The sequence below is a fragment of the Demequina lutea genome (genome assembly GCF_013409005.1).
In the GTDB taxonomy this organism is placed as follows: Bacteria; Actinomycetota; Actinomycetes; order Actinomycetales; family Demequinaceae; genus Demequina; species Demequina lutea.
Genome location: NZ_JACBZO010000001.1, coordinates 2,211,477 through 2,236,061 on the forward strand (window position 1 = coordinate 2,211,477; position 24,585 = coordinate 2,236,061).

25 protein-coding genes, 1 other RNA gene, 1 pseudogene and 1 CRISPR repeat array are annotated in these 24,585 nt (G+C 66.3%); of the genes and pseudogenes, 3 read left to right on the top strand and 24 right to left on the bottom strand.

The genetic code is table 11. The annotated features are described in order from the left end of the window. Positions 1-5: 5 nt before the first annotated feature. The 4 genes from BKA03_RS10660 to BKA03_RS10675 all read right to left on the bottom strand — a co-directional run bounded on the left by BKA03_RS10660 (position 6) and on the right by BKA03_RS10675 (position 2,577). Entirely contained in the window at positions 6-803 is a 798-nt protein-coding gene (locus BKA03_RS10660; RefSeq protein WP_062075973.1) for an ABC transporter ATP-binding protein, read from the bottom strand. Further along, the gene (locus tag BKA03_RS10665; protein ID WP_062075972.1) at positions 800-1,165 is read right to left on the bottom strand and encodes a DUF1048 domain-containing protein; all 366 of its coding nucleotides are present in this window, start codon (positions 1,163-1,165) and stop codon (positions 800-802) included. Before BKA03_RS10665 ends, BKA03_RS10660 begins: the two co-directional genes overlap by 4 nt. A 1-nt stretch (position 1,166) precedes the next feature. After that, positions 1,167-1,496: a PadR family transcriptional regulator gene (locus BKA03_RS10670; protein WP_062075971.1), complete on the bottom strand. Its 330-nt coding sequence runs from the start codon at positions 1,494-1,496 to the stop codon at positions 1,167-1,169. 118 nt (positions 1,497-1,614) lie between these two features. Further along, positions 1,615-2,577, bottom strand: coding sequence for an aldo/keto reductase (locus BKA03_RS10675; RefSeq protein WP_062075970.1), 963 nt, complete (start codon positions 2,575-2,577; stop codon positions 1,615-1,617). Positions 2,578-2,655: 78 nt separating this feature from the next. Between BKA03_RS10675 and BKA03_RS10680 the strand changes: the two genes are divergently transcribed. The 3 genes from BKA03_RS10680 (at position 2,656) to BKA03_RS10690 (ending at position 4,479) form a co-directional block, all read left to right on the top strand. After that, complete coding sequence (locus tag BKA03_RS10680; protein WP_062075969.1) at positions 2,656-3,552, top strand: VOC family protein; 897 nt, start codon at positions 2,656-2,658, stop codon at positions 3,550-3,552. Positions 3,553-3,619: 67 nt separating this feature from the next. Then, a complete protein-coding gene (locus tag BKA03_RS10685; RefSeq protein ID WP_238579470.1) occupies positions 3,620-3,904 on the top strand; it encodes a helix-turn-helix transcriptional regulator in 285 nt (94 codons plus the stop codon). Further along, the gene (locus BKA03_RS10690; RefSeq protein WP_062075968.1) at positions 3,901-4,479 is read left to right on the top strand and encodes a hypothetical protein; all 579 of its coding nucleotides are present in this window, start codon (positions 3,901-3,903) and stop codon (positions 4,477-4,479) included. The genes BKA03_RS10685 and BKA03_RS10690 overlap by 4 nt, the downstream gene beginning before the upstream one ends. 318 nt (positions 4,480-4,797) lie before the next feature. On the opposite strand, the gene BKA03_RS10695 is transcribed toward BKA03_RS10690, so the two are convergent. The 20 genes and pseudogenes from BKA03_RS10695 to BKA03_RS10790 all read right to left on the bottom strand — a co-directional run bounded on the left by BKA03_RS10695 (position 4,798) and on the right by BKA03_RS10790 (position 24,561). Continuing rightward, a complete protein-coding gene (locus BKA03_RS10695; protein WP_083972005.1) occupies positions 4,798-5,589 on the bottom strand; it encodes a DUF2510 domain-containing protein in 792 nt (263 codons plus the stop codon). Between the two features lie 764 nt (positions 5,590-6,353). Then, complete coding sequence (locus BKA03_RS10700) at positions 6,354-7,043, bottom strand: IS110 family transposase (RefSeq protein ID WP_062075966.1); 690 nt, start codon at positions 7,041-7,043, stop codon at positions 6,354-6,356. Between the two features lie 300 nt (positions 7,044-7,343). Further along, positions 7,344-8,714: direct repeats of the CRISPR family, unit length 29 nt; unit sequence GGGATCACCCCCGCTCGCGCGGGGACGGC. A gap of 66 nt (positions 8,715-8,780) precedes the next feature. Continuing rightward, complete coding sequence (cas2e, locus tag BKA03_RS10705) at positions 8,781-9,185, bottom strand: type I-E CRISPR-associated endoribonuclease Cas2e (protein ID WP_062076201.1); 405 nt, start codon at positions 9,183-9,185, stop codon at positions 8,781-8,783. Between the two features lie 4 nt (positions 9,186-9,189). Beyond that, positions 9,190-10,134 carry a type I-E CRISPR-associated endonuclease Cas1e gene (cas1e, locus tag BKA03_RS10710; protein ID WP_062076200.1) on the bottom strand — a complete coding sequence of 315 codons (945 nt, stop codon included), beginning with the start codon at positions 10,132-10,134 and terminating at the stop codon, positions 9,190-9,192. After that, positions 10,134-10,787 carry a type I-E CRISPR-associated protein Cas6/Cse3/CasE gene (gene cas6e, locus BKA03_RS10715; protein ID WP_062076199.1) on the bottom strand — a complete coding sequence of 218 codons (654 nt, stop codon included), beginning with the start codon at positions 10,785-10,787 and terminating at the stop codon, positions 10,134-10,136. The genes cas1e and cas6e overlap by 1 nt, the downstream gene beginning before the upstream one ends. Continuing rightward, positions 10,787-11,503 carry a type I-E CRISPR-associated protein Cas5/CasD gene (gene cas5e / locus BKA03_RS10720; RefSeq protein WP_062076198.1) on the bottom strand — a complete coding sequence of 239 codons (717 nt, stop codon included), beginning with the start codon at positions 11,501-11,503 and terminating at the stop codon, positions 10,787-10,789. Before cas5e ends, cas6e begins: the two co-directional genes overlap by 1 nt. Beyond that, positions 11,500-12,630: a type I-E CRISPR-associated protein Cas7/Cse4/CasC gene (gene cas7e / locus BKA03_RS10725; protein ID WP_062076197.1), complete on the bottom strand. Its 1,131-nt coding sequence runs from the start codon at positions 12,628-12,630 to the stop codon at positions 11,500-11,502. The genes cas5e and cas7e overlap by 4 nt, the downstream gene beginning before the upstream one ends. Then, positions 12,627-13,343: a type I-E CRISPR-associated protein Cse2/CasB gene (gene casB / locus BKA03_RS10730; protein ID WP_062076196.1), complete on the bottom strand. Its 717-nt coding sequence runs from the start codon at positions 13,341-13,343 to the stop codon at positions 12,627-12,629. The genes cas7e and casB overlap by 4 nt, the downstream gene beginning before the upstream one ends. Beyond that, positions 13,340-14,977 (bottom strand): type I-E CRISPR-associated protein Cse1/CasA, encoded by a 1,638-nt coding sequence (casA, locus tag BKA03_RS10735; protein ID WP_062076195.1) that lies wholly within the window; start codon positions 14,975-14,977, stop codon positions 13,340-13,342. The genes casB and casA overlap by 4 nt, the downstream gene beginning before the upstream one ends. Next, the gene (locus BKA03_RS15330) at positions 14,967-17,936 is read right to left on the bottom strand and encodes a CRISPR-associated helicase/endonuclease Cas3 (protein WP_062076194.1); all 2,970 of its coding nucleotides are present in this window, start codon (positions 17,934-17,936) and stop codon (positions 14,967-14,969) included. Before BKA03_RS15330 ends, casA begins: the two co-directional genes overlap by 11 nt. A 171-nt stretch (positions 17,937-18,107) precedes the next feature. Then, positions 18,108-18,377, bottom strand: a pseudogene (locus tag BKA03_RS10745) (integrase core domain-containing protein); the annotation flags it as partial. 264 nt (positions 18,378-18,641) lie between these two features. Further along, entirely contained in the window at positions 18,642-18,932 is a 291-nt protein-coding gene (locus tag BKA03_RS10750) for a WhiB family transcriptional regulator (RefSeq protein ID WP_062076192.1), read from the bottom strand. Positions 18,933-18,946: 14 nt separating this feature from the next. Then, positions 18,947-19,123 carry a hypothetical protein gene (locus BKA03_RS10755; RefSeq protein ID WP_179398084.1) on the bottom strand — a complete coding sequence of 59 codons (177 nt, stop codon included), beginning with the start codon at positions 19,121-19,123 and terminating at the stop codon, positions 18,947-18,949. Beyond that, complete coding sequence (locus tag BKA03_RS15570) at positions 19,120-20,322, bottom strand: DUF3631 domain-containing protein (RefSeq protein ID WP_218856026.1); 1,203 nt, start codon at positions 20,320-20,322, stop codon at positions 19,120-19,122. The genes BKA03_RS10755 and BKA03_RS15570 overlap by 4 nt, the downstream gene beginning before the upstream one ends. 348 nt (positions 20,323-20,670) lie before the next feature. Next, a complete protein-coding gene (locus BKA03_RS10765) occupies positions 20,671-20,910 on the bottom strand; it encodes a helix-turn-helix domain-containing protein (RefSeq protein ID WP_062076190.1) in 240 nt (79 codons plus the stop codon). Between the two features lie 129 nt (positions 20,911-21,039). Continuing rightward, on the bottom strand, positions 21,040-21,459 hold the full coding sequence (locus BKA03_RS10770) for a hypothetical protein (protein ID WP_062076189.1): 420 nt from the start codon (positions 21,457-21,459) through the stop codon (positions 21,040-21,042). Between the two features lie 47 nt (positions 21,460-21,506). Next, complete coding sequence (locus BKA03_RS10775) at positions 21,507-22,670, bottom strand: tyrosine-type recombinase/integrase (RefSeq protein ID WP_062076188.1); 1,164 nt, start codon at positions 22,668-22,670, stop codon at positions 21,507-21,509. A 148-nt stretch (positions 22,671-22,818) separates the two neighbouring features. Beyond that, positions 22,819-23,187, bottom strand: a transfer-messenger RNA (tmRNA) gene (gene ssrA / locus BKA03_RS10780). A gap of 49 nt (positions 23,188-23,236) precedes the next feature. Beyond that, a complete protein-coding gene (locus tag BKA03_RS10785) occupies positions 23,237-24,064 on the bottom strand; it encodes a formate/nitrite transporter family protein (protein ID WP_062076187.1) in 828 nt (275 codons plus the stop codon). A gap of 77 nt (positions 24,065-24,141) precedes the next feature. Beyond that, positions 24,142-24,561 carry an acyl-CoA thioesterase gene (locus BKA03_RS10790; RefSeq protein WP_179398085.1) on the bottom strand — a complete coding sequence of 140 codons (420 nt, stop codon included), beginning with the start codon at positions 24,559-24,561 and terminating at the stop codon, positions 24,142-24,144. Between the last annotated feature and the right edge of the window lie 24 nt (positions 24,562-24,585).

Consider the following 24,585-nt stretch of genomic DNA (forward strand, 5'->3'; position numbering starts at 1 on the left):
GCTCCTTACTTGGCCCTACCGACGATGGACAGGAACACGTCCTCGAGGCTTGGTTGCTTCTCGACGTACTCCACCGTGGCGGCCGGTAGCAGTTGCCTGAGTTCGGCGAGGCTGCCGTTCACGATGATGCGTCCGTCGTGGAGAATGGCGATGCGATCGGCGAGGTGCTCGGCCTCCTCCAAATATTGCGTGGTGAGCAACACCGTCGCGCCTTGAACAGCGAGTTCTTTGACGGCCCTCCACACCTCGAGGCGACCCTCGGGGTCAAGCCCTGCGGTGGGTTCGTCGAGAAAGATGATCGACGGATTCCCGATGAGGCTCATCGCGATGTCGAGGCGGCGCCGCATTCCACCCGAGTAGGTGGAGGTTCTGCGCGCACCGGCTTCGGTCAGCGCGAACCGCTCGAGCAGGTCATCAGCGATCGCGCCAGCGCCAGGGAGGTGCCGCAACCGGGCGACCATCACCAGATTCTCGCGGCCGGTCAGGATCTCGTCGACCGCAGCGAATTGTCCGGTTAGGGAAATGGACTCACGCACCTGCGCCGGTTCGCATGCCACGTCGACGCCGCTGACGGTGACGGACCCCGCATCGGCCCTCAGCAGCGTGGCCAGTATCTTGATCACCGTCGTCTTGCCCGCTCCGTTGGATCCAAGAAGCGCGAAGATTCCTCCACGCGCCACATCGAACTCGACGCCGCGCAACACCTGAAGATCCTTGTAGGACTTCTCGAGACCCCGCACGCGGATCGCGGGTTCTTGGAGTTCGTCGGCCGGCAGCGCGGCTTCCGCGTCCTCTCCCGTCATTCTTGGCCTCCCGCCGCGCGATCGATGGCGACGATGAGTCGCTCGCGTTCCTTGTCGATCCACCGTTTGCCGGTGTAGGCCTGCGCGAAGGCTTCGGCGAATTCGACTGGGTCGTCGCCGACGATGGCCCTGACGGGCGTGGCGTCGGCGGCCGCGCGCTCCCAGAGGTCGGCGAAGTCACCGAGCATGCTGAGGCTTGTCTCGCCGTCAACGATGCCCCCGTAGTACATGAAATACCGTTGGAAGGCGCTGGCGGCCGTGCCGTACGGCTCCGGAAGGGCGTCAATGCGGGCCTTGTACCGCCGGTATCGCTTCTTCTGGTCTAGCGACCCCGTGAACAGTTCGATCCACTTCCATGCCATGTCACTTGCCTCCTTGATGAAGATGCGCGAGCCGGTCCGCGAGGAAGCCCCACGTCCGCCAAAACTCGTCGAGGTACTCCAGTCCCTCGGCGTTGAGCGTGTACACCTTGCGGGGCGGCCCCTTCTCGGACGGGACCTTCTCCACATCGACCAGGAGCTTCTGCTCGAGCCTGATCAGCAAGGCGTAGACAGTGCCCTCGGCGATATCGGCGAATCCCTGGTCGCGCAGCCACGAGGTGATCTCGTAGCCGTACGCGGGACGGCCCGACAGGCTCGCCAGCACGATGCCCTCCAGCGTGCCCTTGAGCATCTCCGTCATTTGCTTGCCCACGCCACGGCCCCTTCCTTGACTACTCAGTAGTAATGACTACTAGTAGATAGTAGCACTGAGTAGCTGGAGCGCAAGTGGCTCGTGACAGAGGCGCGCGGCGTGGCGACGTCCAGCCTGGTCAGGCGACGGGAAACAGCCGATCGATCGCCGCAATGTCGTCGGCGGTCGGCGACCACGCCGACGCCGCCGCGGCGTTTGCCGTGACCTGCTCGGGCCTCGTCGCACCTGCTATGACCGACCCCACCACCGGCTTGGCCAGAAACCAGCCGAAGGTCGCCTCGAGCATCGTGATTCCGCGGGCATCACACAACGCCTGATAGGCCTCCATGGCGTCCCAGTCGGCGCCGTCCGCCACCTGTGGCCTGAGATCTGCGATGCGGGTCCCCGTGGGCCGCTCGCTGCGCGTGAACTTGCCCGTGAAGAGACCGTTGGCGAGCGGGAAGAAAGGTAAGAAGGCCATTCCCGCCGCCTCTGCGGCCGCGAGCCTGCCGTCGGCCTCGACGGCCCTCGCGGCGAGACTCAACTCGTCCTGGCTCGTCACGAACGGTGCCACGCCCAGGGATGCTGCGGCGGCATCGGCGACGCCCAGTTGCTCGACGGAAAATTGCGAGTGGCCGTACGCACGGATCTTGCCCGCGGCCACCAGCTCCGCCAACGCCTCGAGTGTCTCCTCGATCGGCACGCTTGGGTCTGGCATGTGCTGCTGGAACAGGTCGATCACGTCGATGCCCAGCCGAGAGAGCGAGGCGTCGACGGCAGCCCTGATGTAGGCGCTCGAGCCCTTGGGGCCACGCTCGTCGAGGGGCGTCGCTACCGCGGTGTGGCCAAACTTGGTGGCGACGACGGCCTCGTCCCTGCGTGCCTTCAACACCTCGGCCATCAGGCTCTCGCTCAGTCCCCACGTGCCGCCGTAGATGTCAGCCGTGTCAAAAAATGTCACTCCCGCGTCAAGCGCGGCGTGAAGCACCGCGCTGCTTCCCTCCTGGGTCTGCGTCACCGTCCCCGCGCGACCGAAGTTGTTGCAGCCGAGTCCTACGGCCGATGCCAGGAGGCCGCTACGGCCCAGAGTTCGCAATTCCATGGCCCTACGCTAACCCCGGACCACGCACCGTCTTGCCCGCAGGAATGCGATCCGCCCGCTCCTTGTTGACGCGCCATCATGGATATCGCGAACCTCTCCGGCCCCGCCCCGTCGCCCGCCAACGACACCCTCGCGGCGGGAACGCGCATGGGAGCCGTCGAACTCCACGTTCGCAACCTCGACTCGATGCTCGCTTACTACCGCGACGTCATCGCGCTCGACCAGATCGCGACCGAAGGACAGGCGCACGTCCTCGGCCGCCACGGCGTGCCCACTGTGACCCTCGCCCACTCCCCCAATCTGCCTTCGTTCGATCGTCGCGGCGCTGGCCTGTTCCACACCGCCGTCGTCTTCGAGACCCGAGCGGCGCTCGCCGCGGCGGTGCTGCGCGTGGCTCAGTCGGGCATCGGCCGCTTCACGGGCTCTGCCGACCACCTAGTCTCCGAGGCCTTCTACTTTGACGACCCCGAGGGAAACGGCGTCGAACTCTATTTCGATCGCCCGCGCGATGCCTGGGAGCGCGGCGCGGACGGCAAGCCCCTCATGGGGACGCTGCACCTCGACCCGAACGACTACCTCGACGCGAACGTCGCCGAGGCCGAGCTCGCCGCCCCACAAGGCATCGCGAGCGTTGGCCACGTCCACCTCCAGGTGGGAGACATCCCCACGGCCAAGGACTTCTACGTGGGCACGCTCGGCTTCGAGGAGACGTTCAGCATGGGCACCGCACTCTTCGTTTCCGCAGGCGGATACCACCACCACGTGGGCCTCAACGTGTGGAACTCGCGGGGCGCTGGTCCCCGAGCGGCCTCGCTTGGTCTTGGCACGATGGACATCATGGTCCCCGATGCCGACGACCTGGGCGCCCTGCGCGAACGCCTCGCCTTCAAGTGCGTCCAGGCGGCCGACGATGGCCTCACGCTGCGCTTCCCCGACCCGTGGGGCTCACAGATCCGGGTAACGGCGGGCGGCTAGTTTCGGCCGCGCCGGCGATCGAAAACTCCCGCTGGACTTTCTGTTACTACATAGGTAGATTCCGGGTGTGGGCACATTCCTCCGCGTGACACCGGCGCTTGCCGCGGTCGCCGGTGCGCTGCTCGACGCGTGGCCGGAGCAGACCTGGGGACTCGCCATTTGTGCGGGCACAGGTCGCCCCAGCGGCACCGTCTATCCCCTCCTGGAGAGGCTCGAGCGGTATGGACTCCTCACCTCGGAATGGGACACAGACGAGGTCGAGCGCCGCGGGCCGCGCCGCCGCCTCTACCGATTGACCGACGACGGGCTCGTGTGGGCCCGCGCCGTGACCGAACGAGGAGGGCGAAAGTGACAAAGAAAACGGGACGCGACCCCGCGGCGATGGTAGAAAAGGCGGTGAGCAAACTGCCGACCACGGAGCGCGAACGCTACGCGGAGGAGTGGCGCCACGACGTCGCCGCAGCGCCCGATGCCGCCGCCGCCTTGCAGGTCGCGCGAGCCGCTCGGTCGATGTCGCGCCGCCTGTGGTGGCGACACGCGGGCCTCGCGCTGCTTGGCCAGCGCGGGCGCCGCGCCCTCGTCAAGGCGTGGCTCATCGTGGCCGCCTTGCTTGTCGCCATGTCCCTGCTCGGATCCTTGTTCTACCTGGTGGCGGCGTGCGCCCTCGTGTTGACCGTTCTCGCCCTTCTCGACGCGGGCGTGAGCAGCCGAGTCATCCGGTCCGTCGAGGTCGCCTCCGTGGTCCTGGGCGCCTCCGCGTTCGCCTACCTGTGGTGGGCGTGGGGAGTGGCATTCGACGCGGCGGACAACTTTCAACCCGTCCCTCCCGCCGCAGATCACGGAGCGCTTGCGGGGATCATCCTGCTCGCCTGCATCGTGGCCTTCGTGGCGGCGCTGGCGACCAGTCTGATCCGCCGCAAGCGCTGAGGCGCGACGAGGCGAGGGAGCACATGACAAAGGCCGCCCACCCGAAGGTGAGGCGGCCTCTGTCTCAACGAACAGGGATGAGTGGAGATGGCGGGAATCTCTCGCATTTAAGCGATTAGCAGGGCCTTTGGTGGTTTCACGGGTTACCAGTCCAGTCACAGACTAAGGTGCCCGCCTCGGTGAGCGAACATCAGGCGGGCAAGACGGACTACGAAGGAGCCCGCCATGAACAACCGTACGCGCAGCACCCGACAGGCCGCCAGAACCCGCGCGGAAGCGGTGGCGCACAATCTGGTCGTCGACGCCTCGGGTGTTCTGCTAGAAGTTCCAAACCGCGCCACAGTTCCCGCATTTTGCCTGAGTGCTCTCGACCTTCCGCGACAGTCCTGTGGCAAGGAGTGACCACCCCAAAGTCAAGACAGCACCGGTTGCTTTGCCTCCGCTGATGCCCTGCTTGCGCTTGACGATCGAGGTAGACACCTGCCCTTGTGCGTGGCAATGCGGGCAGATCATCTGCGAGTTAGGGCTCGGAAGTTTTCCCACGTCACGACGATTCGGTGCGGCGAGTATCGCCGTCGCCTTAGCGACAGGCAACGCCTCGTTGACGCCATGGGTTGCAGGCTGGATGTAGGGGGTGCCAGCGGTAAGGAACGCCTCGTTGACACCGTAAGTTGCCTGCTCGGTCGTGAACCCGCTTAACTCCACTTCTGTGATGAGTTCGGAGCGGGAGAATGATCCGATTTTGCCTTCAGGCTTACGGGTTTTGTAATCGAGCAAGAACTTGGCCCAGTTCGCCGCCTGCTCGTTCCAGTCCACGTTCATGGTGTCAACGGCATACTCCGCGTCAGCGTCGGTGAACCCGCCAACCTGCAATGTTGCGATGAGGGAGTCCCGGGATAGCTCGGCATAGAATTCATTTTTTGCGGACGCGACGGCGTTCTTCTGCGCGTCCGTTTCGGCTTGGGTTTCGGCGGCGGCTGGGGCAGGTGGGACGCTCGCCGGTCTCGTCGACGGAGTCCACCCTGTCCCATCCCACCAACGAGACAGACCGGAGTCAGACATGTCCGGGTACCAGCCTGCTGGCATGGGGGCGGGCGGAAGTTCTGACATGACGTTCTCCTTCGTCGCGCTTCGCTATCTCGTCACCGTCAGCGAGACATCAAGTCCCGGTGGCAACTGGGCCCCGATAGCGACCCACATGCCACCCCGGCTGGGTCAACTGGTGGAACAGCCGACGCCTCCACTGTAGTGATCCGCTCCGGTTTACGTGGAGGATTGAAGGGCGCCAGGTCTTCTGCCGCTCCTGCGTGGGTTGCGCATCTGCGGTGACAGGGTGGCAACTGGTCCGAAAACGACCCCAGTCCCAACCAAGACGCCGCCCCACCTCGCACTAACGGGTTCACCCCAGGCGCGACTGGGGCCGCGACAACCCCCACCCGGGGACTGGGGCCAGCCACGCAGGTTCTCCCAGGGGCCAAGGCCGGTGGGTTTGCCCGCCGATTCTCTCTGTTCCCGGAGGTGGTCTGATGCCCACCTCCGCACGGGCCTCCGTCGCCGTGATCGTGCGGGAGGCGCGGCTCTGGACCCCCACGGGGGAACCCTCGACCTGCTAGCCCGCCTCTCCTCGTGGCAAAGTGGTCGGTCTGTTGAGCCATTTCCAACATCTCGGAGGCGTCGAGTTCGGTCGCTGGTGGTCGTGATCCTCGCGTGGGAGTCTCTTCACCCTGCTCCGACGTGCACCGGGTCGGCCAGATACCTGCTGAGTCTTGTGGAAAAAAACGCCGGGGGGAGATATCGCTCTGACCCTGGGAGCGACTCGTGGGTGGGGGGGGAGGGGGCTCCCCCCTACTCGGTGGCGGGGTTGGGCGCGCGTGTCACCATGCGACTAGGCGTGTCGTCGATGTGGCGCGCGTGACTGGCGCGACGGTGGGCGCGTGTAGTGGTTTGTCGCCGCGTGCTTGGTTGCATCGTCGGCAGACGATGCGGCTCATGTTCTCTACGGTGTCGGGACCGCAGTGGGCGTGGGGTGTGATGTGGTCGGGTTCGGCTGAGTTCGGCACGCGTGTGGTCTCGTAGTCGAGCCGTACGCCGCAAGTGCGGCCGGGGTGATGTTTGCACGCGAGGGAGCACGGGCAGTGTGTGAGTCCTGCGTCATGTGCGAGTGCGAGTGCGAGTGCTTCGACCAGACCATCGCCCCCCTTCGGTGCAGCCGTTGCACGCCCAGACACCACCGCCTCGGCAGCCGAGTAGGCGTCGAAGACGTCTGTCTTGCCCCGGCGGTGGCGATCAAATCGGTTGGGCCGGTTCACCGCGAACACTCCGATGCCCGCCTCACGCACGGCGCGGGTCACTGCGGCCCCGTAGGAGCCGGTGCACTCGATACCCACGCTTGCCAGCGTGGGCCACGAACCCAGGAACCGTAACGCCGCCTGATAGCCAGCTGCGGTGGTTGGCACCTGGACATCGGCCAACCTCCGCCCAGCGGCATCGATCACCGCGACATGATGTGTATCTGCGTGCGTGTCAATCCCGCCGTAGACCTCGATCTGATTGTCGTTCACCATAGGAACCGCGCCCTTCCGTATTGTCGGGTGCGCAGCCCGGCCGGGCGTCAGTCAGTTCACTATCGGGGACTCGCCAGACTCCTATCAGGACATCACGGCCCACCGGGCTGCACTTCGAAAGTGAGCCGAGCCGGTCGACACGTCGCAAGCAGGACAGCCACCAACCGGTGACGTCACAAGAGCCGTGAGTCAGACCCACCCACCAGACCATCCTGCGTCCAACGGGCCGAAGCCGCCACGTCCATCAAAGAGCCAGACCAACCGGTCCACGAGATCCATAGTGAAGAGCCAGTTATTGTCGGGATCACCCCCGCTCGCGCGGGGACGGCACACCGTCAAGGGTGCCTGCGGGTGCGCCGTTGGGATCACCCCCGCTCGCGCGGGGACGGCCTGATCGTCAACCCGATCACGTTCCCCGGAGTGGGATCACCCCCGCCCGCGCGGGGACGGCCCTATCCCTGTTGCCAACCGCGAATGGTGGCACGGATCACCCCCGCTCGCGCGGGGACGGCATTCAGGGTGCCTTCTTCAACATCACCAACGACGGATCACCCCCGCTCGCGCGGGGACGGCCAGAGTGCGATGACACCGAACGCCATGACCGACGGATCACCCCCGCTCGCGCGGGGACGGCCACCTCGCGTGCCAAAACGCACACCGCTACATGGGATCACCCCCGCTCGCGCGGGGACGGCAGCGTCAAGAGGTTGTTCATGGTGTCTCCTTAGGGATCACCCCCGCTCGCGCGGGGACGGCGACACAATGCTCAAAGACCCAATGCTCGACCTGGGATCACCCCCGCTCGCGCGGGGACGGCCGTCTGCGTCATGCTGTCCATTGCATGTGTTCCGGATCACCCCCGCTCGCGCGGGGACGGCCGTCTGCGTCATGCTGTCCATTGCATGTGTTCCGGATCACCCCCGCTCGCGCGGGGACGGCCGTCTGCGTCATGCTGTCCATTGCATGTGTTCCGGATCACCCCCGCTCGCGCGGGGACGGCGTCAAGGCGCGGCCGTCGCGACCGGTGCGGTTGGGATCACCCCCGCTCGCGCGGGGACGGCCGTCTGCGTCATGCTGTCCATTGCATGTGTTCCGGATCACCCCCGCTCGCGCGGGGACGGCCGTCTGCGTCATGCTGTCCATTGCATGTGTTCCGGATCACCCCCGCTCGCGCGGGGACGGCCGTCTGCGTCATGCTGTCCATTGCATGTGTTCCGGATCACCCCCGCTCGCGCGGGGACGGCGTCAAGGCGCGGCCGTCGCGACCGGTGCGGTTGGGATCACCCCCGCTCGCGCGGGGACGGCGTCGACGCCAGGGTGCTAGTGCGGTGCCCGTTGGGATCACCCCCGCTCGCGCGGGGACGGCGTTGGCTACGTCGCCGAGACGACGTATGGCACGGGATCACCCCCGCTCGCGCGGGGACGGCTGGTGCAAAGCTTGGTTGTATGACTGCTTGATGGGATCACCCCCGCTCGCGCGGGGACGGCGTTTTCAGACACGCCAGGGCGGCGGGGCTGGTGGGATCACCCCCGCTCGCGCGGGGACGGCGACACCTGTGCAGTCGTTGCGGACGTGGCCTTCGGATCACCCCCGCTCGCGCGGGGACGGCGCAACAAAGTGGTCCGTGGGAGACACGCTCGTGGGATCACCCCCGCTCGCGCGGGGACGGCACTTCCTGACCTGCGTCGATCCTACGCAATAGTCGTCTCGCCCTTCACTTCCCACCGCCCGCGGCGCTAGCCAGGTCTGGACCTCGACCGGGCGAACTTCCTCCGGCGCGCAGTTGAGCTCCAACCTGCGGCTACGTTCGACTTACCGCCCACCTCCGGCGTCATTGGCGCGTCCGGGATGGCGCTGGGTCCGTCGCCGGTCGCGCGCCTCATTATGAGTTGGATCCCGTCGAAGTCGACCGGCTTCCAGTCGTGACCGTAGGTGCGGAAGGCCAGGCCTTGCTCACCTTGCGCCGAGTAGACAAGGAGAGCACGGCCACGACCGATCATCTCGATGATTCTCTCCCAAGCCCGATCACGAACCCGCGCCGGTATGCGCCCGACGAAGACGCCGGGCGACACCTCGAGGAACCATCGCGTGAGGTATCCACGTAGGCCTGCGGGGCACGCGGTCAGAACGATGACGACCACGCGATTACCAGTCGAGGTCGTCGTAGTTGGTGCCGCCGGCGACGGCGCGATCGTCACCGTCCCACAACGAGATGACGTCGACGTCTCCGGAGCTGCCGCCCTCGTCGTACTCGCCGAGCAGGAGCGTGTACACGTCCCTGACGGAACGCTCGAGGACGTGCTCGGCGTGCATGAGGTCCCTCATGTGTCTGCGGGTTGCGGCGCCGATGTCTCCGAGCTCATGGCGGGCCATCTCGAACGCGGCAGGGATCGACGTGTCGGCCTTGTAGAGGTCCGCGATGTCGTAGACGAACGAACGATCGTGTCCGGTGTGGACGAATCCCAGCCCTGGTGAGCAGCCGACGGCGACGACAACGGCGTGCACCACGCCGTAGAGCGCGGTGTTGGCTGCGGAGAGTGCCTGGTTGACAGGGTCGGATGCCTCGAAGTCGTCGGGGCGGTAGTCGCGCGATCGCCATGGAACCCCGGTGCGTTCGCTCTCGGCACGGTACGAGGCGCGGACACGGGCTCCTTCACGGCCGCGGAGCTGCTGCATCGTCAGTCTTGAGGTGTCCTCACCCTCAAACCGCATCGCATACATCTGGCGAGCGACTGCGAGCCGTGAGCCCCGGTTGCTGACGAGTCGCGCCTGCGCGTCGAGAAGCCGTGATGAGCGTGCCAGCGGTCGCCCGTGGGCGTAGTAGCGGACCCCGCGCTCTCCCACCCACACTGCGGTCGATCCACTGTCGGCAAGCAGCACCATGGCCTGGTGGCTCACCGTTGTTCCGGGCCCGAGCAAGAGGGCTCCCAAGGTTGCGGCGGGGATGTGGACTGTCCCCCGGGCGTCCGTACAGGTGATGGCGTTCGCATCGCGGTGGATGACCGCGTGCTCGACGTAGATGAAGGTCAGGCGGTCTTGGGCGCGCAGCAGCTCCGGGGTCTTTGCTGGTCGGGGACCGCCGCTGGGCATCAGTGTCGATCCACATGTGCCAGTGTCAGGAGGCCGCACCCGTACGCCTTCGCAGGGCCAATCCCGTCGACCATCGCGGTGCGCAGCAGATCCGGGTCGACGACCTCAAGCCGCCCCTCGAAGATCGCCGTAGCGACGGTCACGCGTCCTTCCTGCCTTCGGAACGACCTCACGCCGCGTCCGTTGACGACCACCTCAGGGTTCCCGTCCGTCGTCGGGATCTTGACTCCCCACTTGGCGGTCCGCGAGAGGAACCAGTCGAGCTGCTGCTGGGCGGTGACGCAACCCACGCGCTGGGAGCGCTCACGATCTCCGACGCGCGTGGACCGCGTCGGGTTGGCCGCGAGTCTGAAACCCCAGTGCTGGCCGATGGCCAGGCTGTCCAGCAGCGAGGCCAGATCACCTGTGGACCACGTTGAGGTCGTGGGCCAACCTGCCTGCTCGACGAGGTGTGTGAGGTCCGGGCAACGCGGGCTCGACACGTAGAGGTACGTGTGGCGTGGGCCGGAGTCGACGCGCCACAGGATCCGCCCATGATTCGCATCCTCGCTCGGGAAGCCTGCAAGGACGGCCGCATGCATCGCTTGGGGTGAGCCGAGGAGCTTCTGGGCTCCGCGGCGTGCTGGGTTGATCTCGAACTGCGTCAGGTGCATCAGGCTCCTCCGAGCGCGGCCATGGGCTGATGAGGGTCGTCGTGGGAGGTGAACCCGGCGAAGGTCGGGTTGGTCACCGTCACGATGCCCCGCTCGATGGCCCGCAAGGCGTAGAGACGTCGCTCCGGGTCGAAGCTGATCGGAAGGTCGGCGACAGTCAGCCAGTCCTCGGCACCCGGCTGTGCGTCGGCCACCGTCTCAAGCGCCACGGTCGAGGACCGATAGGTCTTCTGCCACCACGGCGCGGCTCGCCACGGCTCATCGCTGAGAACCTCGTTGACCGACGCGTCGCGGCGAATGCCGAGCGTGACCGGTCCAGCAGGCGGGCACGACCGCCGTCCGAGGTAGAGCGGGTACACCGGGTGGCGCAGGGCGTCGTCGAGCTCGTCGATGAAACCCGGCTCACCCTCGACGACGGCGAGGAAGGCCGCGTCCGCGAGGTAGAAGCGGTAGGACAGGGGCATCGAGTGCGCGCCGTCCATCGTCCGTGCCGTCTGGAAGTCCCGCACGAGGCGACCGGGCTGGTCGACTCGGACACCGAAGCTCACCGCCAGCAGGTCCTCAATCGGGTCCGTTCGGCGTCGCCCCGCGGCTGCGGCCAGCAGACCCAGGACGCCGCTCTTCGTCGGTTGGCTCTCGGTGGTTCGCCGAACGAACCTGCTGGACACGCCCCAGGACTGCATCGGGCCGGCCAGGCGCAGGACAAGGCAGTTCACCTCTCGCTCCCCAGCCGCTCCCGCACCATCGCACCGACCGCCAGCACGAGCTGGTCGAACGACGTGCGGGGCGCCAGCTCGTCCAGGGCTGCGGCGCGGGCACCGACACCAACTGTCCACACCGCAACCGGTCGGGTCCCGTAGGCCGCGCCGATCTCGTCCGCGTAGGCGACGAGCGCCTGGACCGCGGCGTGAACCCGGCCGCTCGAGGCTGTCGAGGTGACCGCCTCTTCGAAGGCTCCGACGAGTGAGACGGACTGGTCTTCTCGGACGGACACCACGATGGCGTCTGGCAGGGTCCGGTTGGCGAACGTGTTCTGCTTGCCTGTTGGCATGGACGTGATGAAGGACCGCACGAACGCGTCGACCGCGCGGGCGGTCGCCTCGACGTCACCCAGGTTGCGTAGCAGTGCGTCCACGTCGACGGTGGCGTAGCGATACAGGGTGGAGGAGTTGAACTCGACGGTCCCGATCATCCCTGCGCCTGCGTCCTCTTCGGCGTCGGCGTTCTTGTGGTCGTCGACTGCGGTGAAGTAGTCGAACTCCGTCTCGACGCTGTGCACGCTGATGGCGTGGGCGACCTGCGCGGCGGCGTCGACGTTCAGGTCGGTCACGTCGGCGACCATGCGGCCGAAGAGCGAGACGTCGATCGCGTTCTTGTCCTTGACGAGTGCTCGTGTGGCTTTCTTCTCGAGTGTCGCCAGACCGCCGGCCCGGAAGGTGTCCACCCCCAGCGCGGCCAGGGACTCGACCTGGCGTCGGCCGAGGAACACCAGGTACCCGGCCTCCTCGGTCTCACCCTTGCGCGGCTTGGACAACGTCAACCCTGTGGCCCGGAGCACCGCTGAGCTGATCTCGTCCCGCTGTGCCGGTTCCAGGTCGGGTGCCTGTCGCGCGATCTCCTCGGACATGAGCTCGACGACCCTCTTGGTCCGCACCCCAAGGTCGGAACGGTCCAGGTACGTCTCGAAGTCTTTGCGCGTGGCCCGCTTCCAGGCCTGGCTTGATACGCGGGAGCGCCGGACGCCGCCGTAGACGGCTGTCTTGGGGCTGCCAGTGTCGTCCCGGTTGATGTTGCTCGGCGGAACGGTCTGGATGGCGTGGATGTCGATGATCGTGCGGGTCATGATGCGTCCTCTCTGACCTGGTCGGCCGCGACGTCGTGGCCCTGGTTCGTGGTGCCCGCTGGTGTGCCTGGAGCACTGTCGCGGTCGATGCGGTAGTACTGGCGTCCCCATCTGAGCCGGACGGCGTCCGCCGTCCGAGGGTCCTGAAGCTGGAGCAGGTCGTCAGCGAGTAGCCCATAGTCGAGCGGTACCCGGTGCGAACGTAGCTGAGTGATCAGGCCCCGGAGGTGGTGGACCGTCTCGTCGAAAGAGGTGGCCGTGGCAGCGGCGTCGAAGCGACGTCGCACGGCGGACTCAGCCTGCGTGGCCGACGCGAGCGAACGCACCGCTTTGCCGAGGCCGTGCCCGCGCATATGCATGGGCTCGGGCCGAGACTGTTGGTGCACCGCGTAGAGCGTGATCGCCGTGTACACGGCGCGCTCTTCGACGGTAGGGGCATCGGACACGACCCAGCCCGGCACGTTTGAGAGGGTCAGCTCCCAGAGTTCCGGGTCCCAACCGGGCGGCTTTCCGACGGCCCGGCGCAGGCGCGCAAGGACTGCGGTGGTCCCGGACGTGCCGCGGGTCGCTGCGAGTCGCGCGACCCGCGAGTGGACCAGCTTCCCGACCTCGCCGAGCTTCGGCGCGTACTCCGCCGCGCCAGGGTTCGCTCTGGCGTCGCTGGCAGGTGCCCCCTCGGCACGGTGCCCTTGCTGGTCTTGTCGCTCGCTCATGCGATCTTCCCCTTCTGCTCGACAAAACCCCGGGGCAGCGCTGCCCCGAGCTGGCCGCGGAACCATGCGTCGGACTGGCTCGTATCGACGTGCCTGTTGCGGACTTCCCGCCCAATCCACCCGGCCGGTCCGGTGGCCCCGATCAGCTCCCGGCTCAGGCTCCACACGATGGCTCGCACCAGTTGCTGCCACCGCGCCGAGGCCTCCAGCGGGTCCTCGTCCTGGCGGAGCGAGAGCACCCAGGTGCGGAACGGTGCGTCCAGGCCCGCGTAGGCAACCTCGCGTGCTCGGTCCCGCGGGCCGTCGACATCGCCGGCCCCGGTGGCCGCCTGCAGGTTGCCGGCCAAGTTCGCGAGGGCGAGAACGGCCTTGTCGGCCTGCTCGACGGCTTCAACGGCCACGGTTCGCAGCCGGGAGTCATCTGCGCGTAGGAGCGCGATCGGCAGGGACAGCAGGTCGTCGACGATCTCGTCGACGACCGACTCGTTGGATCCGTAGGCCATGCCGGTCGCCCGGACGCGCACGACCGCCTCGTCATCCAGCACGTCGGCGTAGCGGAGCGCCGCTACCCACTTCAGGACGCCCGGCTGGAGACGGCGAGCGGGTTCCCCGGAGGCCTCCGGCGTCGCCACCTCGGGCAGCAGCGCGGCCAGGCCACGCCAGAACGCGCGCTCCGGGTTGTGCTTGAGTGGCATGTACGTCGGGGTGCCGAACTTCTTGGTCTGTGGCTCGCTGAACCTCCACGCGCACATCGGTTCGAGGGCCTGCCGGTTCTGGGGGGTCGCACGATCCCCCTGCGCCAGGACCAGCCCGACAACACCGTTGTCGTCTCCCACGAGGCGCACGCGACGGGTCTGCCAGGTGTAGAGGTCCAGGTGCCCCGTCGGGGGCCGGCTGTCTGCGCCCTCGACCTCGACACCGACAGCCGGCCGCTCCCACGGTGGCAGGTCGTGACCTGAGGACGGCATCTCGCACTCCTGAGGAACCAGGAGGTTCAGGAGCAAGGTCTCGCGGACGTCGGCGCCCACGAGGCTGACGCCGCCGATCTGGCCCGACCATCCCGGGCCCAAGGGGTAGCCCTTCCCACCCTTGACCCGCGGGTCCCCGACTACTCCTGACCTGATCCCCGATGGGTCGAAGGCGTGGACGTGGATCAACCACCGGGCAGCCTCCGGCCAGCTGATCCGTTCAAGGCCACGGCCGATCCTGGTCGTGAAGAACGGTTGCCCGTTGGGAACGTCGGCGATGAGCTTCTCGAGCCCCGAGTGCTCGTCCTTCGCGGTGTGCAACCCCGCCACCTGGAAGAACGGCGTGCGAGGGTGTCGTAGGTCGAAGCGGTCCTTGAAGGCGTCGAGGTAGTCGCGCACCTCGTCGAGTGAGTCGTCCCAGTGCTCGCGCCGGTGGGTCCAGTCCGCGATGCTCTCGGGCCCGTTCCATGCTCGGTGCAGGATCGCTAGCAGGATCCGTTGGATCGCGAACACCTGGGTCGGGACGTCGCCGATGATCTGGCGCAGGTCTGCGGCCTGTTCGAGGACCCCGAGGATCGAGAGGTCATCGACTCTGCCGTCTATGCGGACGACGGGGATCCAGGGGCGTCGTACGAGATTGAAAGACGGGGTGGCCTCAGGTGGCACGAGACATCTCCAGACCATGCACGGGGTCGTATTTGAAGAGTGTGTCACCGACCTGTGACATCCCGGTCGGGTCCAGGACCAGGACGAGCCGTTCCGAGAGCAGCGGGTCGCGTTGCCAGGCCGCGAAGTAGTTCTTCTCAAGCGCGGAGATGAGGCGATCGGCGCCGGTGCCGCGGACCAGCCAGCCGCCGATCCGAAGGGCGCTACCCGCGATGGCCCGCGCGAGGGCGGGGTCCGGTGCGCGCTCGGGGTCCACGAGGTCGTTCCCGAACCCAGGGACCCCATCCAGCAAACGAAGTTGACCGTCGTTGTCCCGCTGCAGGACGAGCACCTCGATCGACTGGTCCGCGTCACGCACCTGAGCTTGCCCAGCGACGGTGTCGTCTGCTTCGCCTATGCTTCCCTCGATCCACCCGAGGACCGGGACCCCTGCCGCGCGTGGTGGTGCCAGGCGGAACACGCTCGCCCGTTCGCGCTTGGAGGCGATCACCCGGTCCGCTTCCTGCCGGGCCACTGCCATCGCCTCCTGCCATGAATCCGGACCCAAGGGGCCGTGGGCGTAGGCCCGCTGCACCCACGGAGCGATGTCCTGCGGCAGGTGAACGACCCCGTGCGCGCCGACGCACTCGATCACAAGGGCCGCCGCCCGCAGCAAGACATGCTCCCCGTATACGGCCCGACCTCCACGATCCAGCTCCGGCGGTGCCGAAGACCAGTCCGGCACCCCGACGACCACGCAGCGCGCCTGCCGAAGGCTTGACGGTCGCAGCGACTCGCCGGGCCCGCGCTCGTGGCGATGCAACCGTCCGATGCGCTGCAGCAGCAGGTCGGTCGGCGCGAGATCGGTGATCAGCACGTCGAAGTCCACGTCCAGCGACTGCTCGACCACCTGCGTGCCCACCACGATCGCGCGGTGTGGGCGTTCGCGTCCCTTTCCGGGCGCACCGAAGGTCTGGCGGAGCCACGCATCGTTCACCATCCGGTGGTGACCGATGAAGCGCGAGTGAACCAGGCGAACGTCTTGTCCGAAGACCTCAGTGAGGGTCTGGGCTGTCTGTTGCGCGCGTGCGACCGTGTTGCGGACCACGAGCGCGCACCCACCGTCGGACAGTGCCTCCCGGAGCATCGCGACGAGAGCGTCCAGGTCGTCGGGAGCGATCTCCAAGCGGACCTCGGTGTCGCGCCCAGACGGCGCAGCGGTCCTCTGCCTGACTTCGCCCGCGCGGAGGGAGGTGAGGACCGGGTAGTCGCCGAAAACCTCCGGTTCGGAACTCGCCGCGGCACCGGCACCGGCGTCGATGCTTATCGAGGCGCGCAGGGCCGCTGCTCTAGAGGCCCAGTCGATCCGCGCAGGCCGATCTACGCCGCCGGGCTCAGGTGGCGCCATCCCCCGCCGGTACGCCGCCACGAGCTCCTCACGCAGGCTCGACGGGAGGGTGGCCGACAGCATGATGACCGTCACTCCGTGGGCTCCGAGCCACTCGAGTGCCGACTGCAGGTATGTGTTCATGTATGCATCGAAGGAGTGGATCTCGTCCAGGATCACGACCTTGCGGGCCATCCCGAGGTGGCGCAGCGCAAGGTGGCGTGCGCGCAGGCCCGTGAACAGGAGCTGGTCGATGGTGCCAACCACGAAGTCGGCCAGCGGGCCCTTCTTGCGCCCGGTCATCCACCTGTGGACGACGCCGTCGAGGCTGCCAAGCGTGTCGCGGCCCGTGTGTGCCCAGAGCGGAGCTCCTTCTTCGTCGAGGCCGATCTGTTGCGGAGTTGAGGGCGTCCGCAGCTCGCGGAAGGTGCTATTCAGCGAGGCCTTGCCGTGGGCCAGCGTCACCGAGGTCGCACGATGCCCCGACGTGGACTGGGCGTCGGCGGCGATCACGGCGTCGGGAACCCGGCCTAGCCAGTCGAGCACCCGGTCGAACATCGCGTCCGTGGTCGCTTGAGTCGGCAGGGCCACGAAGCACCCGCCCGCGCCCGAGCGCGCCACGAGTATCTCCGTTGCGAGCAGGGCGGCCTCTGTCTTCCCCTCCCCCATCGGCGCCTCGATCACGAGCAGCCCCGGCACGTCCATCACGCGCGCTTCCTCCACTGCGGCGTGCTGCACTGGCCGGGCAACGGCCGCCTCACCCCAACCGAATCTTGAGCGCACGAGCTCGTCGGGAGACAGCCCGGTATCGGTCGCGTGCCACGGTCGCGGCAGCTCAAGTTCCGTCCATGCGCGGGCGGCGCGCTGCTCGGCGGACTCGCGCGGTTGGTCGCCCAGCGCGCTCAGCGGGAACAGTTCGCTGTCACTCGCGATCCAGTCCGCGACGATCACGACCGCAGTGAGGGTGATCTGGACGCTTTGCGGCAGCGCCATGTCTCTCCACGGCGCCAGCTGCAGGTCGGCCCCTGTCCTGCGGGCGGCGCGCTCGATTAGGGCGACCTGAACCTCCTCCCAGGGCCCTGAGCCGAAAAGCTCGGGGTGGTCGAGCGCACGCAGGATCGTGCTCTTGCTTGGTGGGACACCGTGATGACCGCCGACGACAACGCCCAGTTCGCTTGCTGTCTCACGCGACCACCCGTGGCGCTGACGCAACCAGCGCTCGAGTAGCACCTCGCCTGCGACAGAGTGGGGAAGGCGTCGGCGTTCCTCAGGCAGGAGCCGAGGAACCGCGAGACCGGAGAGGACCATCTGGTCCGCCAGGACCGGCACCTGCACCGCGAACGCTGGTGTTGCTTTTCCCACGTCGTGGACCCCGGCCAGGAAGGTGAGGAGGCAGCGCGCTGCACTGTCTGAACCGTCCAGCCCGGCACTCACGCGGTGTCGCACCTGCACCGGGAGCCACTCGTCCCACAACCGGGCCGCCACGGCAGCGGTGTCGTCGAGGTGTTGCCACAGCGGTAGCCAGGAGTTGACGCACCCGTACGCGTCCACGCTGGACTTCGCCCAGACAAGTTGGCCCGCAGATTGGTCCACGGCGCCTCCCCCTGTGAGCGCCACCGAGGGTGTCCCGAGTTCCGTGAAACTTCGGTGGCGGCCCGATGATCATCAGGCTACTTTCATGGTCTCATGATGATGGTCGGTGCTGACAGTCTGTTCGGCGACCAGAGCCAAACCCCGCTTTTCCGGACACGGGGTGTGTGTTGATCATGCCGCATGTCGGGCATGGGTGTGAAGTGCTTCGAAGGTCGCTGGGCTGAGGGATCGGCCGGGGTGGTCGGTGAGGGCGGTGTGCCTTCGGCGGGGGTTGTACAACCCTTCGATCCATTCGAAGATGGCGGATGCCAGTTCGGTCCGCGTGGTCCAGGCGTGGCGGTCGAGGAGTTCGCGTTGCATGGTTGACCAGAACGATTCCATCATGGCGTTGTCGGCGCTGGAGGCGACCTTGCCCATGGAGCTCAGCAGGCCCGATTGGCGTAGCCGGTGCCCTAGCCGCGGTAGGTAGACAAATCCCTTGAAGGGCAGGCCAGTAAGGACCGCCGGTGTAGGAGTGGGTCATACGTGCCGCAGCCAGTTCCAGTATCAACGTGTAGTGCCGGTCGGAAGCCGCCACGCCCATCAGAGAGCCAGACCAACCGGTCCACGAGATCCATAGTGAAGAGCCGCAATACGGGCATTGCACTTTCACGTGGATGCCTGAACGGCTCGATACGATCGCCTCGGGTGCGTTGTGGGTCGTCCTCATGGTGTCTCCTTGGCAAATTCTCGGGCGGCGCTGGCGCGCTGCTTCTCGGTCAACCCCCCGTAGATGCCCACCTCTTTGGGATGCTTGACCCCATGCGCGAGGCACTGAGCGAGCACGGGGCAGGCGGTGCACGCCCCAGCCGCTGCGGCTTGCTCGGTGATGTCGTCAAACGTCCACCACGCGGGAGGCGGTTGGCGCCCGTTGCGGCACGGGATCGTCTGGCGTTGCGCCGTAGCCTCGATGAGGCCTGACAGGTTGCGCCAGTCATGGTGCAGCTCTTCGGGCATTGCAGGTAGGCCTTTCATGCCACGCCGTTTCGTCTGGCAACGATGCGCCGGTAGGTCGGGCACGTGGGATCGTGGCGCACCTCGAGTACCCACACGCCCGGCTCTGCCTCGCGCATCTCCTGCACTGCGTTGCAGTCACCGCACCCGCCCATGACGCGCACATGGGGCTTGTAGAACGCCTCGCCGCTCATGCCACGGCCTCGCATGTCGCGTGGCAACCTGTGCCGTCATCGAACGCGAGCGGTGGGCGGCAAACGGTGCACGCTGCGGAAGGGGGCGCCGTAGCCCCTGTAACGCTTGTAACGGTTTCTTGGCGCGGCACGGGGGCGACGTACCGACCCCAAGGATCTGCGAGGTCGGCGGCGTCGTAGCCGTGTAACGGACCACTTTGGCCCTCGATGCGTAGAAGTCTTGGTCGCACTTCGTACTTGCTTAGGAACCTGGAGAGCGCACGTGCATCGAGCTCTTTACCTCGTAGGTTTCCCCATGGGGACTCTGTCATTCCGTTGAGTGCATCAAGGACTTCGGTAGTCGACATTCGAGCCCTGCCAGCGAATACCGAGCGAAGGTCACTCAAGAGTCGGATTCCCAGGCTTTCCCCCTTTTGCCGCGACAGGTCCGTTACAGCCGTTACAGCCGCTACACGTGCGCGCTGCGGCCAGTCACCTCCTGCGAGGTCCGCGACAGATATAAGGGCTTCCCATACGTCGGCGTTGCGGTCCTCGACGCCTTCGGGCATGTCGGGCCACTGAGCCGACGCTTTGGATTCGACGGAGGCCGCCCACTGTGCGAGGTGATCGAATATCACCTGAGACTCCGGGCCATTGATGCGCAACCGCCACGGCTCCACGCGTTCATGCTTTGCGCGGCGCCTCATCCGAATGACGACGCTTCGCGTCATGATCGTGTCGGGCAAGTCATTGAGCCCCGCGAGCGCCACGGCGCAGTAGGCCGGTAACTCTTCAGTGAATATCTCTTTGCCACGGACAACGCAACGCCCAGCGGTGGCACCTCTCCGGTGCCCCGCGTTGAGCATCCCGCGAATGTCTTCGTTGTCTTTGGCTTTGGGACCAAACACCGTGTCGATCTCGTCATAGAGGATGGTGGGCGGTCCTGCCTCGTCTGAGACTTTGCGGAACAGGTAGGCGGGCGATGTGTTGACCGCGTATACCGGGCGAGGCACCAACGGCTCGGTTACTTCGAGAGCGCGCGACTTGCCGCTCCCCGGCTCCGGCGATAGGAACGCGATTCGCGGCGTGGACTCCCACGCGTTCATGAGGTGGGTGTGCGCGATCCAGAGCGCGTGAGCGTCGGCTGCCCACGTGTTCGGGTACGCAACGAACCTCTCTAGATGGGTACGCACTGAGTCGAGCGTCTCCGCGCCGTTCACGCTGCTGCACGGGTCCTCTCGGGCGCTGGCGCCTTTTGCTTGAGTGGCACGCTGAAACGGGCCGCCACGTATTCAGGATCGAACCCCTGGCGCACGAGTTGATTCGCGGTGTTGCGCTCCCACCGCTCACTGTGACGCGGCGCGGCGACCTCATCGTCCGCGAAGACCTCAGACAAGGCGCGCGACGCTTCGCGTGCCCTTGGGCGCGGCCCCATCTCGCCGAGCCGAGAGCGGGCGGCGGCCCTGCCCTCGGCAGTTGCCCACTCGCGCAGATCGGGTAGACTTGGGGTTGCTAGGTGGTCGCCCTCGGTGTTCTTCGGAGCCGCGAGGGCGCCGCTGTTTCTGGGGCTAGACATCTCGACCGCCGCTCGCGCTCGCAAGGTCAATTCGCGTGACTGGGCGCATGATGCGCTCAAGGTCTCGCCGCTTGATGCGGATCATGCGTGGACCCACGCGATACGCGGGCAGGTCACCCCGCGCGATCATTCGCCTCACGCTGTCTTCGGAGCAGTTGAGGCACGCGGGCGACGCGACCTCGGCAATCGAGAGCGACGCCGGCAGTGTTGCGGGTTGGGTTTGCTGAAGCACGAAAGCCTCCTGAGCAGGACAAATATGCCCCTGCTCGGAGGCTCATATGGTGTCAGCCTACGCAGTCCGACTACCGCTTACACCCCTACTGTACCCAGGCTCGGCGCATCTGTGCAACGACATGCCGCCTCATGCAGAAGTGTCGCGCCCCGGCCGGAGGGCTTCCCTTGCGCGCCTGAGAGTGGCTATCGAGACCTCGCTCTGACCGGCTTGGGCGAAGGCATCGAGTAGCGCCTCCAGTTCCCATTTGTAGCGAAACCTGATCGAGTCGTCACACTTGGAACACTTGATATCAGCGTTTTCGCGCAGTCCCTCAAAGGCTTCCCGGTCGATCTCTCCGTCGTCCGTGACTATTTTGCGGGGCGAGGCACTTGCGAGATTGTCACCCCACAGGCTTGTCACCTTCACGCCTTCGTTCACTCGAAACATGTGGACGCCGCGTCGCTTGGTCGAGTGCCCGAGCCACAGCGGCACACCTGCGATCGAGGTCCGTTCCATTGTCTCGACCCGCAGACGGCCGTGAGCCTCGAGGTCGCACACGATCGTCACGACTACAGGCACTTTCGGCGGGGCGTTGTCCTCTGAATCCAATGTGCTCACTTCCCCGGTGTCGGTATCTGCATCTTGGCCGTGTTGGCCCGGTCGCGGTCAAGGCTCGAGTGCTGGTATCGAAGCGCAACTTCGGCGCTCGAGTGGCCGCCCCGTTCCTTGAGTTCGGCCAGTGTCGCCCCGGTGCGCGCGTACTCCGTGAGACCGGTGTGCCTGAGCGAGTGGAACCGGAAGCCGGGCCGCACCGTCTCACGGGCCCTCCTCCACGCCAAGTCGAACGCGGATTGCGAGATGGGAAGGTGCGGACGGCCATGTCGGGGCAGCACGGGGGCGTCCGCGGCTGGTGGCGTGAAGCGCTCGAGGTGTTCACAGATCATGGGAACCAGCGTCGCGGGGATCGACAACTCACGCGCCGAGCCCGCTTTCGGTGGCGTATAGGTCGGGGGCGTCGCTTTCGCATTCCACTGGCGCTCGATCACAACCGTGGCACTGTCGGCGTCGTCTAGGTGGCGGAAGTCTCGCCGTTGCAGTCCCAGCACTTCCCCCTGCCGCATGGCGCACCAGGCTCCCAGCATGACCGCTACACGTAGCCCCTCCGGCATGGCGTCAGCCATCGCTTCGACTTCCGCCGGGATTGCGAGATCGGAGCCCGGGAGTCCACGATCGCGGCGCTTGCGGGTCGACTCGACGTGTGCCGCAAACGGTGACGCTGTGATGCCTCCGGCGCCAGCCGATACGGCTGCGAGGAACAGTGACCGGGTCACGCGGGCAACGTTCGTCCACGCGCCAGGCGAAGCTTTGAGCTTGGCGAGCATCGCGTCGATGTCGGCACTGGTCACGTCGATAAGGCGCAACTGGCCGATGGCAGGCATGATGTGGGCGTGCATCGTCGAGCGGTAGGACCGGATCGTCGCGGGAGTGCGCCCGGCGTCCTCTAGCCGTCCAAGCCACTCCGGCCCCCACTCGGCTACGGTAGTCGCCTCGATACGCTCCATGACGTCCTGGGAGGCACGTTCGCGGCGTAGTTCCGTCGGGGGGATGAAGATACCGCGCGCCATTTCGGAACGCGCAATAGACATCGCTGCCTTGGCGTCGCCCAACGTCCAGAAGTTGCCGATGGAATGTTGCTTGTCGTGCCAGTAGATACGGACGCGGAACTTGCCCTCGGCTGACAGGCTGATGCCTTGGGGAAGGCTCTTGGGCTTCGCCACGGACTCTCCCTCGACTCGCCGGACTAGTCCAAGTCTAACCAATTGCTGACTTGTGCGCTACTGTGCCTAGTCGTGCGATGAGCACTGACAAGTAAATGTGCTGGTAAACGGAGAAAGCCCCTGGTACCCGTAGGCACCAGGGGCATAGTCGTGGAGATGGCGGGAATCGAACCCGCGTCCGCATGCGCAAAAGCAATTCTTCTCCGGGCGCAGCCTGAGAGCTATTTCTCGGCCCCCCACCCGCATCAGGCGAGCAAGTGAGATGGGCCCAGTCACAGTGCAAGTCCCGGTTGCCGCTGTGACGCCAGCAACCAGCAAGTTCTCTAGATGACGCCAGGAACTAGGTCGAGAACACACCTAGGCTGACGGACTTCATTGCGCTCGCTTAAGCAGCGAGGGCGAAGTCGGTGCGCTTAGTTTCGGCACCTATAAGTTGCTGGGGGCGTTCACAAGATAACCCAGCATCCTTGGCCCGCTTCTCTCGCAATACACACACACGTCGAAACCGATCATCCCCTGTGGAGTTGTGCCTCTAGTCTACCTGGGAGAACCGACGACGGCTAGCGTCAGGCGAGAACGTCCTCGGACACGTGTGCATCGGCCGCTGCTGTGGCGTCTTGACGGCGACCCTTGCCAGCCACGTAGGCGTAGGCAAAACCGATGACGATCCCACCTCCCACGAGGTTGCCAAGGCCAACCGTCAGCATGTTGATCCCAAAGTCGCCCCACGTCACGTCCACTCCCCCACCCAGCAGCCCGATCGCGAACGTGGTCATGTTCGCGACGACGTGCTCGAAGCCGGAAGCGACAAAGCCGAGCACACACCAGAAGATGATGATCGCCCTGCCTGCCTCGCTCTTGAGACGGGCCGCGGCCCACACGGCGCACGACACGAGCACGTTGCACATGACTCCGCGCCAGAAGAGTTCGGCGGGGGTGTGCTCGATCTTGCCCGCGAGGTAGCTCGCCCAGAAGTCGTGCGCCGCCCCCGACTTGAGCACGCCCGTCTGAATCATCACCCAAGCGAACGCGAACGAGCCGATCATGTTGCCGAAGAACACCGCAAGAAGTGCGCCTCCCGCCCGCGTCCATGAAATCGCACCGCGCAGCGCGCCGATCGGGAGAATCATCATCGCGGAGGTCGCAAGTTCCGAACCAGCGAAGACGACGATCGTGAGCGCGGCGGCGAAGACGCTGCCGGCGACCAGCTTGGTCGCGGGGTTGTCTTGGGCAAAGAACGCACCGCCCGCCGACCACATCAGCACGTCTCCCACGCCAATCCACATGCCAGCAAGCATCGCTGACACGAGAAAGCGCGAGGGGGTGCGCAAGAGTTCGACCTTGTGGGCAGCGGCGTGGGAATGGACGTCCACGGTTTGGGGGAGCGTGAGCATGGATTGACCGTAAGGCATGCCTAAGCCGCCGATGCCGCCCTTTGGCCCTAGAGCGCGGGAGCGGGGGCGCTCGTTACTCAGCCTGCGGCGGAAAACTCGAGCAACCGGGCACGCAATTCCGGGCTGACACGCGTCGGCGCGCTCGTGGCGGGGTCCACCAAGGCCATCGTCGTCGTGGCGGTCACGCACACCTCGTCATCGACAATCAGTCGGTAGTCGACGACAAAACTTGCACCGGCGCATTTGGACACCGAGACCTCGGCGACGATCGGCTCGGTGCGGTGGTCGATGACCCTCTTGTACGTCACCTCGATGCTCGCCACGAGGACCCAGGTGTCCGCTTCGGCCGTCAGCGGCGGCAGGATCGGATCGGCATCGGACCAAAAGGCCAGGACTCGCGCCTGTTCAAGAAGCCCGACGATCGCCACGTTGTTGACGTGTCCGTAGGCGTCAAGATCTGACCAACGCAACTGAAGTGGAACACGGATAGCAGGCACGATCCGAGGTTACGCCACACGGGC